Annotated in this window: 14 protein-coding genes; 5 read left to right on the forward strand and 9 right to left on the reverse strand. The window is 75.1% G+C overall.

Features of this window, described 5'->3' with window-relative positions; translation table 11 throughout:
• Positions 1 to 135: 135 nt before the first annotated feature.
• Positions 136 to 816, forward strand: coding sequence for a bifunctional DNA primase/polymerase (locus ACFFHU_RS19885; protein WP_377340996.1), 681 nt, complete (start codon positions 136 to 138; stop codon positions 814 to 816).
• Between the two features lie 354 nt (positions 817 to 1,170).
• Here ACFFHU_RS19885 and ACFFHU_RS19890 read toward each other — a convergent pair whose 3' ends face one another.
• Genes ACFFHU_RS19890 through ACFFHU_RS19905 form a run of 4 tightly spaced genes read right to left on the reverse strand, consistent with a single transcriptional unit; the run spans position 1,171 to position 6,807 of the window.
• The gene (locus ACFFHU_RS19890; protein WP_377340998.1) at positions 1,171 to 1,773 is read right to left on the reverse strand and encodes an FMN-binding protein; all 603 of its coding nucleotides are present in this window, start codon (positions 1,771 to 1,773) and stop codon (positions 1,171 to 1,173) included.
• Positions 1,774 to 1,784: 11 nt separating this feature from the next.
• Positions 1,785 to 3,260 (reverse strand): ferredoxin reductase family protein, encoded by a 1,476-nt coding sequence (locus tag ACFFHU_RS19895; RefSeq protein ID WP_377340999.1) that lies wholly within the window; start codon positions 3,258 to 3,260, stop codon positions 1,785 to 1,787.
• Positions 3,257 to 4,639, reverse strand: coding sequence for a DUF1501 domain-containing protein (locus ACFFHU_RS19900; protein ID WP_377341001.1), 1,383 nt, complete (start codon positions 4,637 to 4,639; stop codon positions 3,257 to 3,259). Before ACFFHU_RS19900 ends, ACFFHU_RS19895 begins: the two co-directional genes overlap by 4 nt.
• Before the next feature lie 8 nt (positions 4,640 to 4,647).
• Entirely contained in the window at positions 4,648 to 6,807 is a 2,160-nt protein-coding gene (locus ACFFHU_RS19905; RefSeq protein ID WP_377341002.1) for a DUF1800 family protein, read from the reverse strand.
• A gap of 448 nt (positions 6,808 to 7,255) precedes the next feature.
• Here ACFFHU_RS19905 and ACFFHU_RS19910 point away from each other — a divergent pair, with 448 nt between their 5' ends.
• A complete protein-coding gene (locus tag ACFFHU_RS19910) occupies positions 7,256 to 7,513 on the forward strand; it encodes a DUF3040 domain-containing protein (RefSeq protein ID WP_377341004.1) in 258 nt (85 codons plus the stop codon).
• Between the two features lie 45 nt (positions 7,514 to 7,558).
• Here the strand turns inward: ACFFHU_RS19910 and ACFFHU_RS19915 are convergent, their stop codons facing one another.
• Entirely contained in the window at positions 7,559 to 8,557 is a 999-nt protein-coding gene (locus tag ACFFHU_RS19915) for an SWIM zinc finger family protein (protein WP_377341005.1), read from the reverse strand.
• Positions 8,554 to 11,757 carry a DEAD/DEAH box helicase gene (locus tag ACFFHU_RS19920; RefSeq protein ID WP_377341006.1) on the reverse strand — a complete coding sequence of 1,068 codons (3,204 nt, stop codon included), beginning with the start codon at positions 11,755 to 11,757 and terminating at the stop codon, positions 8,554 to 8,556. Before ACFFHU_RS19920 ends, ACFFHU_RS19915 begins: the two co-directional genes overlap by 4 nt.
• Positions 11,758 to 12,564: 807 nt before the next feature.
• Between ACFFHU_RS19920 and ACFFHU_RS19925 the strand changes: the two genes are divergently transcribed.
• The gene (locus ACFFHU_RS19925) at positions 12,565 to 12,741 is read left to right on the forward strand and encodes a PfkB family carbohydrate kinase (RefSeq protein ID WP_377341239.1); all 177 of its coding nucleotides are present in this window, start codon (positions 12,565 to 12,567) and stop codon (positions 12,739 to 12,741) included.
• A gap of 138 nt (positions 12,742 to 12,879) precedes the next feature.
• On the opposite strand, the gene ACFFHU_RS19930 is transcribed toward ACFFHU_RS19925, so the two are convergent.
• Positions 12,880 to 14,529, reverse strand: a complete 1,650-nt coding sequence (locus ACFFHU_RS19930) for a right-handed parallel beta-helix repeat-containing protein (RefSeq protein WP_377341008.1) — start codon at positions 14,527 to 14,529, stop codon at positions 12,880 to 12,882.
• Between the two features lie 57 nt (positions 14,530 to 14,586).
• Here ACFFHU_RS19930 and ACFFHU_RS19935 point away from each other — a divergent pair, with 57 nt between their 5' ends.
• Positions 14,587 to 14,787 (forward strand): DUF8847 domain-containing protein, encoded by a 201-nt coding sequence (locus ACFFHU_RS19935; RefSeq protein ID WP_377341009.1) that lies wholly within the window; start codon positions 14,587 to 14,589, stop codon positions 14,785 to 14,787.
• A gap of 123 nt (positions 14,788 to 14,910) precedes the next feature.
• Here the strand turns inward: ACFFHU_RS19935 and ACFFHU_RS19940 are convergent, their stop codons facing one another.
• Positions 14,911 to 16,080, reverse strand: a complete 1,170-nt coding sequence (locus ACFFHU_RS19940) for a polysaccharide pyruvyl transferase family protein (protein ID WP_377341011.1) — start codon at positions 16,078 to 16,080, stop codon at positions 14,911 to 14,913.
• A gap of 197 nt (positions 16,081 to 16,277) precedes the next feature.
• On the opposite strand from ACFFHU_RS19940, the gene ACFFHU_RS19945 reads away from it, so the two are divergent.
• Positions 16,278 to 16,862 (forward strand): hypothetical protein, encoded by a 585-nt coding sequence (locus ACFFHU_RS19945; RefSeq protein WP_377341013.1) that lies wholly within the window; start codon positions 16,278 to 16,280, stop codon positions 16,860 to 16,862.
• Positions 16,863 to 16,892: 30 nt separating this feature from the next.
• Here the strand turns inward: ACFFHU_RS19945 and ACFFHU_RS19950 are convergent, their stop codons facing one another.
• Complete coding sequence (locus ACFFHU_RS19950) at positions 16,893 to 17,192, reverse strand: hypothetical protein (RefSeq protein ID WP_377341015.1); 300 nt, start codon at positions 17,190 to 17,192, stop codon at positions 16,893 to 16,895.
• Positions 17,193 to 17,278: the final 86 nt, after the last annotated feature.

Raw genomic sequence — 17,278 nt, forward strand, 5'->3', positions numbered from 1 at the left:
GTAGTTTTCATGCAAGTTGCAACCGCTCGTCTGCCTGGGACCAACGATCCCGCGAGATACCGGTAACGGGGATCGATCTCTTGGGTGGATGTCCAACGCCGAAATGACGAACGCCGATTGAGGGGTGTCTCCGCGATGTGGGGCAGTAACCGACCGCCACTCGTTGAACTGACGTCACTGGAGCGGACCCGGCTGCGCCGGGTCGCCCTGCGGTACGCGGGCCACGGCTGGGACGTGACGCCCGGCGCCTTCCTGGCCCGGGACCGCTTCGTCTGCGGCCGGGTCGGCTGCCCGACCACCGGATGCCACCCGGCGATCGAGGACTGGGAGCGCTCTGCCAGCGCCGATCCGGCCCGGGTGGCCGCCTGGTGGCGGGTCCGCCCGTACGGCGTGCTGCTGGCCACCGGCCGCGCCTTCGACGCCATCGAGGTCCCCGCGTACCTCGGCCAGCGGGTCCTGGACGCCACCCGCCCGTACGCCCGGGCCGAGACCGCCGCCGAGGGCCGCGGCCCGGTGGCGGTGACCCCGGGTGGTCGGTGGATCTTCCTGGTCAGCCCCGGTGAGCCGCTGCGGCCCGAACTCGACCAGTGTCTGTACGTTATCCGACACGGGTTCGGCTCCTGGATCCCCGCGCCGCCCACCCGGTTGGCCGAGGGCGTGGTCCGGTGGGCCGTGGCGCCCGAGGAGACCCGGTGGCGGCTGCCCGACCCGTACTCGGTGCAGGAGATCCTGGTCGACGCGCTGCGCGCGGTGGCCCCCGCGGCGCCGGTGACGCTGCTCGCCGGCCACCTGCCGGCGCCGCGCCGCGGCTACTAGCGGCGTTCGCGCCGCGGCTACCGGCGACGGGCGCGGCCCCCGAAGGGGTGCCAACCGGGCGGACAGCGTCCTCGTCCGCCCGGCAGTCGTTAACGTGATGTCAGATCGGCGCTACGGGGGGTGAGCATGGCCGGTGAGGATGTGACCGCGGCCGGTGGGGACGAGGTCCCGGCCCGGGCCCGACGCGCACACCGCTGGGCCGGCACCCGCCCGATGGGGTCCCGACCCGGCCGGCCCCGGCCGGCGGGCTCGCCGCGACCGGCCGGCACGCACCGACCGGTCCGCTGAGCCGCCCCGCCGGCCCGCGGGGCGAACCCATCGGTCCGTCCGCGCAGGATCAGCGGCGGGGCGCTGTCAGCGCTGGTCGAGGGCCGACTGCAGCGAGCCGCGGTACGCCGCGCTGGTCTCGGTGGCCCCGGACACCGCGTCGAGCCGGGCCGACCGGCCGGTCGCGTACGCCAGCGCCTCGCCCTTGGTCTCGTACCGCTGCCGCACGCTGGCGCTCTTCTGCTCCGAGGTCGGCGTGTCGAACGGCAGCTCGATGGCCTTGACCGCGGTGACCGTGCGGCCGGAGACGGTGATCTGCACCTGCACGTTGCCGTACCCGGGCGCCTTGACCACCGAGCCGTACAGGGTGCGCGGCCCGGTCGGCGCCTTGGGCGCGGCGCTGCTGCGGCCCGGCGCGGGGGCGTGGGCAGTGGCCCGCGGCCGGGTCGGCCGGCTACCGGCCGACGGACCGGTTCCGGACCGGCCGGGATCCGTGGCGGCGCCGGTCGGGGCGGCACCGGTGGCCCGGGCCGGCCCGGGCGCCGCGGCGGTCGGCGCCGCCGCCGGCCGGCCGGTGGCCTCGGTGCGGGCGGCGCCGGCCACCGGGGTGGCCGCGGGGCCGGTCTTGAGCACCACCAGCAGGGTGGTGCCGGCGGCCAGACCGGCGACGGCGAACAGCACGCGGCGCATGCGCAACCCTTCTACAGCTCGAACGTGGCCAGGTGGATCTGCCGGCGCGGCACCCGGGCCCGGCGGAGCGCCGCCGTGGCGGCGGACACCAGACCCGGCGGCCCGCAGAGATAGACGTCCCGCTCGGCCAGGTCCGGCACCAGCCGGCGCAGCCCGGCCGCGCTGAGCACCTGGCGCGGCCCGGCGTCGGTGCGGGCGCCCAGCACATACCACAGGTCGGCGCCGCGGGCCTGCGCCAGCCAGTCCAGCTCGTGGTGCAGCAGGACGTCGCCGGCGTCCCGGGCCCGGTAGATCACGGCGGCGCCGGGCGGAAGCTCCTCCAGCACCGCCCGCACCGGGGTGATGCCGCTGCCGCCGGCGATCAGCAGCGCCCGGTCCCGCCGCCGGTGCGCGGCCGTGAAGCTGCCGGCGGGCCTGGACGCCCAGACCCGGGTGCCGGGCCGCAGCGCGCGCAGCGCGGCGCTGTGCCCGCCCACCACCTTCACGGTGATCCGCAGCCAGCGCCCGTTGCGGGCGGCCGACAGCGTGTACGGATGCGACTGAGCGCGCAGGCCGGGGGCCAGAAACCGCCACCGGACGAACTGACCGCCCAGGTGCGCCAGCCGGTCGAGCCGGTGGCCGGTGAGGTAGACCGAGACGGCGTACGGGCTCTCCGCCACCACGTCGGCCACCCGGAGCCGGTGCCGCAGGTTGAACCGCAGCGGCACGATCACCCGGCCGTACAGCAGCGCCGCCAGCACCAGCAGGTAGAGCGCGATCCACCAGGTACGGGCCGGACCGGGCCGGAACAGCTGCTGGCCGCCGGCGAACTGGTGCCCGTAGCCGAGCAGCAGCACCAGATAGCTGCCCTGGTGCAGGCGGTGCCACAGCTCGTACGGCAGGGCCGTGCGGATGGCGCGTACCGCGGTCAGCCCCAGCAGCACCAGGATGCCGGCCGCGGCGAACGCGGACAGCATGTCCTCGTAGTCGCGCAGCAGCGTGCTGGCCTCGTTGAGCAGGCTGGCCCGTTCCAGCCGGGCGTAACCGACCAGGATCAGCGCGGCGTGCGAGAGCACGGCCACCAGCAGGGTGGCCCCGACGTCCCGGTGCCAGCGGCCCAGCCGTTCGGCGCCGGTCAGCCGGTCCAGCAGCGGCAGCCGGCTGGCCAGCAGCACCTGCGTCAACAGCAGGTAGCCGGCGACCAGGCCGGTGATCCGGCCCGCGGCGGTGAGCCGGGCGGCGCCGTCCGCGAGCGCGCCCCCGGCGGTCTGCGTCCACCAGGGCAGCGCGCTGGCCAGCAGGCCCAGCCAGAACGCGCCGACCGGCACCCAGCGGGCGCCGGGCCAGCGCCGCGGCACCGGCTCGGCCACCGGCCCCGGGGCGCCCGGCGCGCCCGGACCGTCGTACGCGGCCGGGTAGCCGCCGGCCGCCGGGTAGCCGCCGGCCGCGGTCGGGCGGCCGTCCCGGGGGTACGCCCCGGGGCGGCGGCCGGTGTCCTGATAGGTCACGCGTAGATCTTCACCGGGCTGAACTTCTGCCGCGGGAAGACCTTGTCGACCTGGGCGTTGGTGAGGCCGAACCGGCCCTGCGCGACCGAGCCGTACACGTTGAACATGTTGTTGTATTCCGGCACGTCGCCACTGTCCAGCTTGTCCAGACCGTTCCAGGCGCCGAGGATCTTCGAGGCCAGCGGCCGGCCGGACAGCACCCCCACCACCCCGCCGTGGCCGTGGTCGGTGCCGCCCCGGTTGGAGGCCACCCGGCGGCCGAACTCGCTGGAGACCAGCACCGTCACGTCGGCCGCGGCCGGGCCGAGGTCGGTGAAGAAGTCGGCCATGCCCTGGGCCACGTCGTTCAGCCGGTTGAACAGCTGGCCGCCCTCGCGCGGCCCCTGGTTCTCGTGGGTGTCGTAGCCGCCGGTGCCGATCGTGGCCACCCGGACGTTGGCGCCGCCCTTGATCAGCCGGGCCAGCTCCCGGAAGGACCGGCCCACCTCGCCGTCGTACTTCACCCCCGCCGCCGGCTGGTAGTCCTTGGCGGCGAGCGACTTGGCCAGGCCCAGCGCGCTCAGTCCCTCCTGCACCGCGTCCTCGACCGGGTGGTTGATGTCGGTGAAGAGGCCCTTGATGGCCTTCTCGGTGGCCGCGGTGAACCGCTGGTCGCCGCGCAGGGTCAGCGACTCGACGCTGTTCAGCGAGATCGCGCCGTTGGTGCCGACCAGCGACCGCGGCAGGGTGCTGCCGACGCCCACGCTGCGGAACGCCGTGCCGGGGCCGAGGGCGTCGACCAGGGCGTCCAGCCAGCCCCGGCCGCCGGTCTCGGCCGGCAGGCCGCCCAGGTTGCACGCGTCCTGCGCCTGGAAGTGGCTGCGGGACAGCCGCGGGTCGGAGACCGCCGGGATGAAGCCGAGCTGCCGCTTGGCCAGGAAGCCCGACAGCGGCGCGAACGCCTTGGTGAGCATGAACCCGCGGTCCAGCGCCAGCGAGTCGTTCCCCAACAGCAGGTCCGGGCGGGCCTTCTGCAGCACCGGGTCGTTGGCCGGGGCCACCAGGCTCAGCCCGTCCAGGCCGCCGTACAGGAACACGTGGATGAGCGTGCCCGTCTTGGTGGCCGCGAACGAGGCCTGGGTGCTGACGAACTGGCTGGTGGCCAGCGCAGTGGCGGTGGCGGCCGCGCCGGCCACGAAGGTACGCCGGGTGACGCCCCGCCCGTCCTGCTGCTCCTCCTCCAGGTCGTTCAGCGCCCGGAAGCGGTCCCGCTCGGCCGCGTTCTCGGCCTCGACCGCCGCCGCCTCGGCGCGGAGGATCGCCTCCGTCCGGTTCGGCGCCAGCCGCCGCAGGTCGGGGCAGTCGGGGTGCAGGGGGAACTGGTGCACGGTCTTCTCCATCTCGGGCCTCACCGGAGGTGGTGCTGGGGGGAAGCGAGCAGGGCCCGCGCCATGGCGGGAACCGCCCCGAGGAACTTCGCGTCCACCTTCGCGGCCGACGAGACACCGGGGATGCCCAGGATCAGCGCCTTCTGCCGGGCGGTGAGCGGCTGATGCACCAGCCGCTTGGCCAGCGCGTCCACGTACGCCCCGGCGGTGCCGGGCGCCTTGGCGCCCACCAGCCGCTCGGGCTTGACGTACGAGAACTCGGGGTGACCGCCCTCGATCAGGGTGGCGGCCTCGTTCCAGCCGTTCAGCATGGTTCCCGGGCTGGTCCACGCCACGAAGACGTCGGGGTAGCCGTTCGGGGTCGGCATGCCGGTGGGGAACTGCCCCATCTCGGCCATCTTGGACCGGATCTGGCTCAGCCCGCTGGCGAACGCGCCCCGGTCGCCGCCGGGCTGGTAGCCGGGCGACGGGTCGGGGGTCACGCCGAGGGCCCGGTACGTGGCCACCAGGTACTCCATCGGCCGGCGCACCTTCTGGCCCACGGCGGCCCAGAACTCGCTGGAGCTGAACAGCGTCATGAGCACCGGCTTGATGGCCGTCTTGTTCGCCAGGTACGTCTTGGCGAGCCGGTCCACCAGGCTCTTCGGCGGGACGTCCGAGACGAACCGGGTGGCCAGGTTCTGCGCCACGTAGCGCGCCGTCGAGGAGTGGTTGGCCAGGTAGCGGAAGTATGCCTCGCTGGCCTTGTCGCCGCCCTCGGCCGAGTTGTTCGCGGACGAGTAACCGAGGATCTTGACCCGGCCGACGTAGTGCCGGCTGGGCTGGAAGACGTAGTCGAAGTTCTCGTCGATGGTCCGGCCGGTCTGCAGCAGGGCGGCCTGGCGCACGTCGGCCTCCTTGTAGCCGCCGTCCACGCCGACCGAGTACAGCTCCAGGTTCTCCCGGGCCAGGTTCTCGTTGACCTCGTCCTTGTGCGACTGGATCTGGTTGAGATAGATCAGCAGCGCCGGGTGCCGGTTGCCGGCCACCAGCATGTCCGCGTAGTTGCCCAGCGCGTGCTTGCGGACGACGTCCCGGTCGAACGCGCCGCGCACCAGGTCCGAGTTGTCGAACTCGGGCCCGACGTGCAGGAAGTCGTTCCAGAAGTCGACCATCACCTCGAACAGCTGCCGCTGCGACCAGATCTGCCGGGCGATGGTGGCGTCGATGTACTCCTTGTCGGCCTGCACGCCCTTGGCGTTCAGGCTCTCCCGGTTGGCCTTGAGCTGCGCGGGCGTCATCTTCAGGGTGGTCAGCTCGGCGAGCTTCAGCTCGGCCTTGCTGGGCGCGATCCGATCCGGGTCGAGCTGCGTGCGCAGCCACTCGTCGATGCCCATCCGCCGGATGTCGGCGAGCACCGCGGGCGTGGCGCCGAAGGTGGCCCGGCTGGCCAGGTGCCGTACCGGATCCTTGGCCAGCACCGTCTTCACCGTGACGGTGGTGCGGGCGGCCGCCTCGGCGGGGCCGCCGAACACCTGCCCGGTGCTGGGCGAGTTCTTCTTCAGCGCCGCACCGGCCCGGGAGCCCATGTAGCTCTCGTTCTGCTCGGTGTAGGTGCGCACGGTGCTCGGCTGCTGGCCGCTCGGCCGGGCCGCGGTCCCGTCGGTTGGCGCGGCCACCTCGGCGTCCGGACCGGAGCCGAACAGCTTGTTCGTCAGGTCGCGGCCCAGCGGCGACATCGCCACCGCGGCGCCGCCGACCACCACGGCCGCCGTGCCGCCGAACGCGGCCAGCGCCTTGCGGCGGGCCACGGCGCGCCCGTCGTCGTCCCCCGGGTCGGCCGGCATGGCCGCGAGCCGCGGGTCACCGCCGCCGAGCCCCTCCGGGCCCACCCACCGGGACCCCGGGCCCCGGTACGCGCCGGCGTCGCCCGGGTGTACCCGTACCCCGGAATCCGCCGGGCGGTAGGCCGGGTGGCCGGTCGCGGCCGGCTGCTGGTGGCCGTTGCGGGCCGCCGGATACGGCCGCGGCCCCGGGTACGCCGGGCCGGGCTGGTGCTGGCCGCCGGCCTGGTACGCCGGGGCGGCCGGCTGGTCTGCGGCACCGTCGCGGCGCAGCTCCCGGTAGCCGTACGACGTGGGGTGCTCCGGGCCATCCCAGCGGCGGTCCGGCCGGGGTGGTGGCACGTTCTGGTCTGCCATCTACCGATCCCAAATGGGTGAGGGGCGCGCGCCGGCACCACCGGGTCGTCGACCGGCTGGAGTGTCAGGTGGTGTGGCTGCGACGTTTGTGAAGGGGGTTGCTACGGCACGGTAGTCAAGGTGCTGACCTGCTTCAAGGCGGTCGGTTCGGTGCCGGACGCGCGCTTAAGGCGGTACTGAACCCGCCCGTCCCGCCCCGCCGCGGCGCGCCCCGCGAGCGCTGACCCGCCGGCCAGCCACGATGTCGGCGCGGCGGCCGCGCCGGGAGCGCCACCCACGGGCAGCGCCGGCGCGGAGACGTTACGGCGAAACAGGAAAACTTAAGGAACCGCTAAGTAAGTTCTGAGGAGGTGGATTGAACTCCTGGCCATCCGGCGAGCGTGAGGCGCCCTCCGCCGGGTATCCCTGCGCCAACCCGGTTAACGCCGGCAGGGGGGAGGCCAGCGCCATGCTCAGCAAAGAGGATCAGCTCCGCTTCGAGCAGATCACCCGGGAACTGAAGGCGTCCGATCCGAAGTTCTTCGCGCGACTGTCCGATCGCCACCGGATGCGTCGCAAGCGGTTGATGCTCGCACTCACCATCGTGCTCTGGGCCGCCGTACCGGTGCTCGCCGTGCTCGGCGGTGGCATCGCCGGAGCCGTCTACGCCCTGGTGCTGCTCGGCAACGCCGCCATGGTGTGGCAGCTGCGGCGACGCTACCGCTAGCCGGCGCTCGCCGCGACCGCCCACGAACCCGGCCGCGCCGCCGCGTCAGTCCGGCTCATCGGACGGCGGCGGGCCGTCGGGCGGTTCGGCAAACCGCTGGTACGCCGGGCGGAGCCGGGCCAGCAGCCCGGGACCGCCCAGGTCGCGGGCCGGCACGTCGAGCTGGCGCAGCAGCAGGTCCACATCGGCGCGTACCGCCGTCGGCCGGGCCGGCAACGGCACCGGCGCCACCCAGAACCGCTCGACCGCCTCATCCAGGGGGTTCTCGGCCAGCCCGCTGAGCGCCGTCGCGGCGCCCGGCCCGCCGGGCCCGGCGCCCGCCTCCGGACCGGTCGCCCCGGCGCCGCCGGCGGCGGTTTCCGACCCTGTCTCGGCGCCGGCCGATCGGGACCCGGTCCCGGCGCCGGCCGATCCGGACCCCGGCTCGGCGCCGGCCGATCGGGCGCCGGCGCCCGCGGACCGGGCGGCCCGCAGCCGGGCCAGCAGCTCGTCCCGGTCCCGGCCCCGCCAGCGCAGCAGCAGGAACGGGTCGGCGTCCAGCGCCTCGGCCAGCAGATAGAAGGTGGCGGCCAGATGCTTGCACGGGACCGCCGGGTCGGGGCAGCCGCACCGCATGCTCATCTCGTCCACATCGGACGGGAACAGCGGCGCGCCTTCGGCCGCGAACACGTCGGCCAGCTCGGCCGGCAGGTCGCCGGCGAGCAGCCGGGCGCTGTAGAACGCCTGCGCCGCCAGCACGCCCTCCAGCCGCGCCCACACCCGCGCGTCGAACGCCGGCAGCCCGATCCGGACCGGGTACGGCTGCGGCCGCGAGCCCTGCACCTCGGCCGCCACCACCCCGGGCGCCACATCGAGGCGCAGCACCTGACCGGAGCGCGCGTACGACCGGCCCCGGGTCATCCGGGTGCCCAGGGCGAACGACTCCAGCACCTCGACGAAGCGGCGGGACCACCAGGAGGTGCCGATGCTGCCCCGCGTCGACCGGGCCCGCAGGCCCCCCTGCACCCGCCGGGGCGGCCCGAAGTCCGAAAAGTCCCGCCTCACTCCACCACCGCCGACGACTCCAGCGCGAACAACCGGCGCAGCTGCGTGCTGGACAGCTCGGTGAGCCACTGCTCGCCGGTGCCGACGATCCGCTGGGCCAGCCCGCGCTTCTCCGCCATCATGGCCGCCACCTTCTCCTCGACCGTGCCGGCGCAGACGAACTTGCGGACCTGCACGGCCCGCCGCTGGCCGATCCGGAACGCCCGGTCGGTCGCCTGATCCTCCACGGCCGGATTCCACCAGCGGTCCACGTGCACCACGTGGTTGGCCGCGGTCAGCGTGAGACCGGTGCCGCCGGCCTTGAGCGACAGCACGAACAGCGGCGGGCCGCTCCCGGCCGGATCCTGGAACCGGGTCACCAGCGCGTCCCGGTCGACCTTCGACACCCCGCCGTGCAGGTACGCCACCTCCCGCCCGGTCCGCGCCGAGAGGTACGCCCGGAGCATCCCGCCGAACTCGGCGTACTGGGTGAACAGCAGGGCCTTCTCCCCCACCGCGAGCACCTCCTCGACGATCTCCTCGAGCCGGGCCAGCTTGCCGGACCGGCCGGCCAGGTCGGAGCCGTCCCGCAGCAGCTGGGCCGGATGGTTGCAGACCTGCTTCAGCTTGGTCATGGTGGCCAGCACCAGCCCCCGGCGCTCCATGCCGTCGCTGCGCTCGATCCGCGCCAGCATGTCGTCGACCACGGCTTGGTACAGCGCCGCCTGCTCACCCGTGAGGTTGCACAGCACCTCCATCTCGAGCTTCTCCGGCAGGTCGGAGATGATGGCCGGGTCCGTCTTGAGCCGGCGCAGCACGAACGGGCCGGTGATCCGGCGCAGCCGCTCGGCCGCGGCGTCGTCGCCGTGCCGCTCGATCGGCTCGGCATAGCTCTTCCGGAACGCGGTGGCGGCGCCCAGCAGCCCGGGATTGGCGAACTCCATGATGGACCACAGGTCGGCCAGCCGGTTCTCCACCGGCGTACCGGTGACGGCGATCCGGTGCCGGGCCGGCAGCGCGCGGATGGCCCCGGCCTGCCGGGTGGCCGCGTTCTTGATCGACTGGGCCTCGTCGACCACGATCCGGTGCCAGTCGATCCCGGCCAGCGCCACCGCGTCCCGGGCCGCCAGCGAGTACGTGGTGAGCACCAGGTCCGCGTCCCGCACGGCCGCCGCGAACTCCGCTCCCCGGGCCCGCTCCGCGCCGTGGTGCACGTGCACCCGCAGCCCCGGGACGAACCGGGCCGCCTCCCGCTGCCAGTTGCCGACCAGCGACATCGGGCAGATCACCAGCGTCGGCCCGGCGCCTTCTACCCGTTTTGATATGAGCGACAGCATTTCCAGGGTTTTGCCGAGGCCCATGTCGTCCGCGAGGATTCCGCCCAGGCCCAGGGACTCCAGGAAGGACAGCCAAGCCAGGCCGCGCTGCTGGTAGGGACGCAGCTTCCCGACGAAGCCCGGCGGCGCCTCCACCGGCGCGAGGTGCCGCTCCACCCGGCCCGCCAGCAGGTCGCCCAGCGCGCCCTCGGCGCTCACCTCAAGGATCGGCAGCGCGTCCGGGTCGTCCCGCCCGTCGAGGGCCAGCCGGAGCAGGTCGGTGACGCTCATCCGGCCGCCGGAGCGGAGCAGCTTCAGCCCGGCCGCCAGCCGCCGGGAGTCCAGCTCCACCCACTGGCCGCGCAGCCGGACCAGCGGCGTCTTCAGGGTGGCCAGCGACTCCAGCTCCGTCGCGGTGAGCGACTGGTCGCCCAGCGCCACGTCCCAGCGGTATTCCAGCAGCGCATCCTGGCCGATCCCGGCCCGCCCGGCCACCGTGCCGGGCGCCGTGGGGCTGCCGGCGCGCAGCCGGGCCCCGAGCCGGCTGCCCGGCCGACGCCACCAGCCCGGCAGCAGCACGCCGAAGCCGGCCGCGTGCAGCACCGGCGCGCCCTCGGTGAGGAACCGGTGAGCGCCCTCGGTGGTCAGGTCCAGCCCGGTCGGGGTGGCGGTCCGCAACGCGTCGGTGAGCTCGGGCCAGAGCCGGCTGGCCCGGCCCAGCTCGGCGAGCAGGGTCTCCTGCGGCGCGCCGATCGGCCGGCTCGGCGGGCCGAGCGGCCCGTCCGCGGCCCAGACGCTCCCGGCGTCGATCAGCCCGGACCCGTCGGCCGGCCGGAGCCCGAACTCCACCCGCCACCCATCCGGCGCGCCGCCGGCGTTCGCCGCGGCCCCACCATCCGGCGCGCCGCCGACGGCCGGACCGACCCCGCGGTCGGACCCGATCGCTGCCGCCGGGGCGACCGGACCATCGGACCCCGACCCGACGGCCGGCACGACCGCCGGCGCCGTGAGCTCGATCTCGGCGGGAATCTCGGGCGGTTCGACCAGCCGGAAGGTGGCCCGGGTCGGTCCGCCGGCCGCGTCCCGCTGCCAGTCGGCCAGGTCGCGGGCCAGGTCCGCCAGAACGGCGGCGGCCGCCCGGACCGTCCGCTGCCGGCCGGTGAGCGCCGCCAGCCAGCGCCGGGTCGCCTCCGCCCGCCCGGTCGCCCGGCCCGGCGGGACCAGCCCGAGGTCGTCCAGGGCGATCCGGGCGGCCGCGTCGGTCAGCGCGTCCAGGGCGTCGGCGACCAGCGCGGCCAGCGGGGTGTCCGGGTCGGCGGCCCGGACGGCCGGCGGCAGCGCCAGGGCGAGGGACCGGGCCCAGGCCGCGTCGGCCCCGGTGGGCAGCGGGCGCCAGACGGCCCGGGCGCCGGCCGGGTCGAGTTCCAGGCCGGGCAGCGTGCGGCCGCGCTCGACGAGGTCGACGGCGAAGGCCGCGAGCTGGCCGAGCTGCCGCAGGGTCGCCCCGGGCGCCGCGGTCGGAATCGCCCCGTTGGCCGGTTCCACGGCGAGCCGGAGCAGGGCCGGCAGCGCCAGGTCGGCGTCGTACTCCAGGCTGGGCGCCCGCCAGCCGGCCAGGGTGAGCCGCCCGCGCGCCGCCGGGACCGGCTCGGCGCGGATCAGCTCGGGCGACTCGACCGGTACGCCGGCGCGGGTGGGCAGGGCGAGCAGGGTGCTCCCGGTGGTGGCCTTGGCGCCCAGCTCGCCGAGGGCCGCCGCGAGCTCCGGATGCCCGGCCGCGTACGGGTGTGGGCGCTCCCGGGGCGGCCGTCCCGGTCGCCGGGCCGGCTCGGCCGTGGCACCCGGCTGCTCGGCCCACAGCACCAGCCGACCACCCGGCCGCCACACCGCGTGCACGACCTGCAAGGAAGGGCCCCCTCTTATCGTTTCCGGTATAGCAGGGGTCCCTTTTTAACACCCGAGCCCCGCGCCGCCCCCGCTATCCTGCCGAGTCGTGTCGGATCTTCTCGTGATCGGTGGTCTGGGCGTCGACATCCGGACCCGGGTGCCCGGGCTGCCGCTGCCGGCCGCGGATTCGGTGACCGTGCCGCCGATCGAGCCGCGAATCGGGAACACCGGGGCCGGCGTGGCGCTGGCGGCCCGCGCGCTCGGCCTGCGGGTGACGCTGGTGGATGTGCTCGGCGACGATCCGCTGGGCGACATCGTGCGTACGGCGCTGGACCGGGCCGCGGTCGAGGCCCGGCTGCGCACCGATCCGCGCGGCACCCGGCGATCGGTGAACCTGGTCGATCCGGCGGGCCGGCGGATGTCCCTGTACGACCCGCGGGGCCCGTGGACCGGTCCGGCGCCGTTCACCGCCGCCGAGCTGGCCGAGCTGGTGCGGGCGGCCCGGCACGTCCACGTCTCGATCATGGAGTGGGTGCCGCCGGTGCTGGCCGGGCTGCGGTCGGCGCTGCGGCCCGGCGCCCAGCTGTCGACCGACCTGCACGACTGGGACGGGCGGAACGCCTACCACCGGCCCTTCCTGGCCGCGGCCGACCTGGTCTTCCTCAGCGACACCGGGCTCGCCGACCGGGCCGTACCGCTGGCTCGGGACCTGGCCGCGGCGCCGCGGCCGCGGACGGTGCTGGTCACCGGCGGGGCTCGGGCGCCACGCTGGTCCGGGCGGACCGGTCCGCGCTGGCGGTGCCGGCGGCGCCCGCCCCCGGGCCGGTGCTGGACACCAACGGCGCGGGCGACGCGTTCGCGGCGGGCTTCGTGGCCGCCAGCCTCGCCGGCGCGCCGCCGGAGCCGGCGGCCGGCTACGCCGCGCGGGTGGCCGCGGCCGCGTGCACGCACGACGGCATGGAGTACCCGTCGGGGCTGCTTCCCACCCCCCGCCGGGGTTGACCGGCGGGAGCGCCCGGGCCGGGGTTGACCGGCGGGAGCGCCCGGGCCGAGGTTGACCGGCGGCAGCCCCCGGGCCGCCGTCATCGGCGCGCGCCGCCCCTGGCCAGCGTGACCGGCCACGCGCCGCCCGGGCTGGCGTCACCCGTCGTCGCAGCCGTGGTTGCGGGCCCATCGGCCGCCCTCGGCGGGGGTGTCCAGCAGGATCGCCACGTCGCGGTTGCCGGCCAGGTCGTTGTCCTCGACGGCCGCGTTCCGGCACAACCCCTGCCCGGTGACCCAGATCCCCTCGGTCTGGGTCTTCGGCTCGAGCCCGTCCCAGACCCGGTTGTTCCGCATGGTGAGGCCGGTGGTCCGGCCCGCGACGGTGACGCCGGCGCGGTGCGGCGGCGGGCCGAGCAGCCGGTATCCGGCGCCGTCCGGCGGCGGCCCGCCGTCCGGGTCGGGCTCCGGCCAGGCCTCGCCGGTCCACGCGGTCGGCAGCCCGGCCCGGATGGGCGTGAGCGTCAGGCGGTTCCGGTCGTTCGACATCACCATGGCGGTCCGGCCGTCGACCACGAGCTCCTTGCCGAAGTGTGCGTCGGGGGCCCAGTCGGCGGAGCTGTCGGTCATGCTCAGCTGCCCGTACCGGACGTCGGGTCCCTGCCCGGCGGCGGCCGGGCCGGCGCGGCGGCCGTTGCTGCGGATCCGGTTGCCCACCAGGGTCAGATCGGTGGAGGCGGCGTCGAGTTGGATGCCGCTCAGCCCGTTGCCCCAGATGTCGTTGCCGTCCAGCACGATCTCCCGGATGGGCGGCTGCTGCGGGCTGCCGATGTCGTGCAGCCGGAAGCCGTACCGGCCGTTGCCGCTGATCCGGTTGCCCCGGATGAGGTACGGGCCGGTGCCGCCGCCGAAGCTCACCCCCGAGGAGACGTTGCCGTCCATGACGCAGTCGGTGACGATGCCGCCCCGGCCGGCCACCCCGGCGGTCCCGTGGGTGGAGACGTCGTAGCCGGCCACCCGGTTGCCGAGCATGGTGCAGGCCGACACGATCAGGCCGTCGGCGCCCCAGTCGGAGATGCCGTACCGGTTGCCCTCGGCGTGGCAGCCGATGATCCGGATGCCACGCGGCGGCGGCCAGTAGTCCTTCTGCAGCTCCACGAAGATGCCGTTGGTGCCGTTGCCCAGGGTGCTGCAGGCGGTCGCGGTGAGCCGCTCGCTGGGGCCCCAGCCACCGATCCCGATCCCGATGCCGGCCCCGCCCATCTGGCGCCCGTTGTCCAGCCGGCCGCAGCGCTCGGCCACCACCGCGTCGATCACCGTGTCCTGCAGGAAGTCGCAGCCCAGCCCGGTGGCGCCGGTGTCGTGGATCCACAGGTCCCGGAACCGGCCCCGGCGCACGTACTGCAGGCCCAGCCCCTTGGCCAGGTAGTTGTAGTCGTCCATGACGACGCCGGAGCCGTCGATCTCGAAACCGGCGAAGGTGCAGTCGGCGATGTGGTTCTCCCGGGATGCCCCGTGCTGCACGGTGGTGAAGTACGCCAGCGGCACCGGCTGGCTGCGGTCGCCGGGGTTGGACAGCACGAAGCGGGTCACCCCGATGCCCGAGCCGACCAGCGACACCCCGCTGCGCCAGACCGTGCCGGCGTCGCGGATCGCGTACACCCCCGGCGGGCAGTGGATGACCCGGGGGATGCCGTCGGCCGCGTAGCCGGCGCCGAGCCGGTCGACCAGCTCGGCCAGCGCCGGCTGGTCGTTGGTCGCGCCGTCGCCGACCAGCCCGCACTGGCGCGCGTCCCACGTCTGCCCCACCGCCTGCACACCGGCGGGTTCCCGCTTATCCGCCGCGGAAACGGGCACCTGGCAGGCATGGCAACCACCCGGGTACGGCTGGCCGACGGCCCCGCCGACGGAGAGATGATCAACGTGGAGCTGGACACGACCGGCCGGCCGCCGTTGACGCATCACTGGCTGGGCGAGGGCGGGCTGGCCCACGCCGACATCTACGAGCTGGAGTCCGCCGCCGGCGCGGAAGGGTGGATCTACCGGTGGCGCGGCCCGGCCACCTGACGCCCCGCCCGCCCGCCCCGCCCGCGCGCGGCCCCGCCCCGCGGGCAGGCCGGCCCGGGACGCGCGTGCGGGCCGGTCCGGGACGCGCGTGCGGGCCGGCCCGGGACGCGCGGGCGGGCCGCGTCACCGCGCCGGGTGGCCGAGGCCCTGCAGCACCGGGTCGATGGCCGCGCCGGTGCGGGCGGCCCGCCGGCACAGCTCGGCCACCCGGCGGTCGGTCTCGGGCAGCCGCCGGTCCCGCTCGTCCCACAGCCGGTCCACCTCGGCCAGCAGCGGCCCCTCCACCTCCCGTTCGACTCCCTTCAGCGTCGGCGCGCCGATGCGCTGGGCGAAGTCGAAGACCTTCCCCGCGTACGGCAGGGGCAGCAGCGGCACCCCGGTCATCGCGCCGAACATCAGGAAATGCAGCCGCATCCCGACGGCGAAGTCGAAATGCCGCATCAGGCCGAGCACCTGTCGTGGCCGGTAGTCGCCGTGCAGGATCCGGCCGTGGGCGGCGGTCACCATGTTGGACAGCACCCCGTGCGAGTGCCGGATGTCGTCCGGTTCCATCGGCACGAAGATCACGTCGGCGTCCAGCCGGGTGACCAGGAAGTCGCCGACCTGGGCGAGTAGCCGGTGATAGCCGTCCACGTCGAGGCGGGCGGCCGCCCGGCCCGGTTCGCGCACGCTCATCCCGACCAGCCGCCGGCCGGGCCGGATCCCCTCGGCCCGCAGCAACTCGTCGGGGAAGGGTTCCGGCTGGAGCATCATGGCCGGGTCTGCCGTGACGTTGATCTGCCGGGTCACCCCGACCTCCTCGAGCAGCAGGCACGACTCGACGTCCCGCACGGTCACCTCCTGCGCGGCCGCCAGGCTCTCCTGCACCATGGCGCAGTCCACGCTCTCGGTGAGCGGCCCGGCGCCCACGGCGTACGTGCAGACCGGCAGCCCGCGTTCCTGCGCGGCCAGCACGATCCGCAGGTAGCGGCGGGCCTCGCTGTCGTACAGGATGCCGCCCCCGCCGAGCAGCAGCAGGTCGAGCCGGTCCAGGGCGGCCGAGGAGTCGTTCCGGCTCACCCCCTCCCAGGGCACGGCCGTGACGCCGGGGTGCGCCGCGAGGGTGTGGGCGGGGTTGCGGGAGAACACCACGATCCGGCAGTCGGGACGCCGGGCCCGCACATCGGCCAGCAGACCGGTGAGGATCGCCTCGTCGCCGAGGTTCCGACCGCCGTACGAGCCGAGGACGCCGACGGTCGGACCGGCGCCGTCGGGGACGCCGGCGCGCTGGGCACGGTCGGTGGAGGCCACCATGCCGGCCGCGTTCCCCGAAGACGCCGGGTCATGTCGGTACGCCGCCGGGTCGGACGCCCGCCGCTCCCGGCGGATCCGGTACGGGCCGGACAGCGCGACCGGTTCGCGAACACCGACCCGGAAACCGCCCGTCCGGTGCCGAACTCCCAGACCGGGAAATGGAGTGCCCGGAGGCCCCGGCGGGTAGCAATCGACGCATGACGGGGGATCCACAATCGACCCGGGGATCGGACCGGGAGCGTCGGAATCGCACGAGGGTCCTGCTGGTGCTCGGCGGCCTGGCCGCGGCGGCGGTCCTGACCTGGCTCGTCTCGGCGCTGGTGGTCGGCGATCGCTCGTCGGTCGCCAGCGCCATCGTCGTACTGATGGCCCTGGTCGCGGTGGTGCTGCTGGTCCTTTCCCAGCGGCGCCGGGAGTCCGGGTTCGTGGCAGCGGATCCGGGGACCCAGCGCGAGGCCCTGGCGGCCGTCCGGACCGGCCACGTGCCGACGCCGCGCATCGACGCCGTGGCCCGCGAGCTGGCCGAACGGCAGCTGCGGCAGCGCTGGTTGCCGTGGGCGGCCGGCGCGCTCGCGCTGTTCGACATCTACCTGCTGATCGTCGACGCCAACCGACCGATCTCGCTCATGTTGCTGACCGCCATGGCGCTGCTGTTCTGGGCCTGGTGGGCCAACCGGCGGCGGGCCCGGCGCTACCTAAGGGCCAGCGACGCCGGCCAACCCGACGCCGGCGGCGCAGACGCGCCTCGACCGACCGCTGGCGGCGACGGACCGCCGGTGTAGGACGGGCCGGCAACCGCCGGCTGAGGCGGCCTACTCCGGCGGAAGCAGCACCCGGGAGGTACGCCGCTCGCCGTCCAGGATCCGCATGGCCCGGGCCAGGGTCTGCGGGAACACCTCGGTCTCGCCGCGTTCCCGCATCGTCTCGGCGGCCACCAGCAGGGCCCGGGCCTCGGCCAGCAGCCCCTGGGCGGCCAGCACGCACCGCATCACGTCGAAGTGCCCGGTGTCGGACGCCGGGTTGGCCCGTCCGACGAAGTCGACCACCCGCAGGTAGTGCTCAACCAGATCCTGTTCGGCCCTGGTCAGGGCGGGCAACCGCGGATCGTTCATCGTCGAATTGTGCACCAGTCGGGCACGCTGCGTGTCCCCCGCCCGGCCAGTTTTCCGATCACCGAAAACAGCTCGTTTCCCGAGCC

It is taken from the genome of Plantactinospora siamensis (assembly GCF_042434095.1).
In the GTDB taxonomy this organism is placed as follows: domain Bacteria; phylum Actinomycetota; class Actinomycetes; order Mycobacteriales; family Micromonosporaceae; genus KBS50.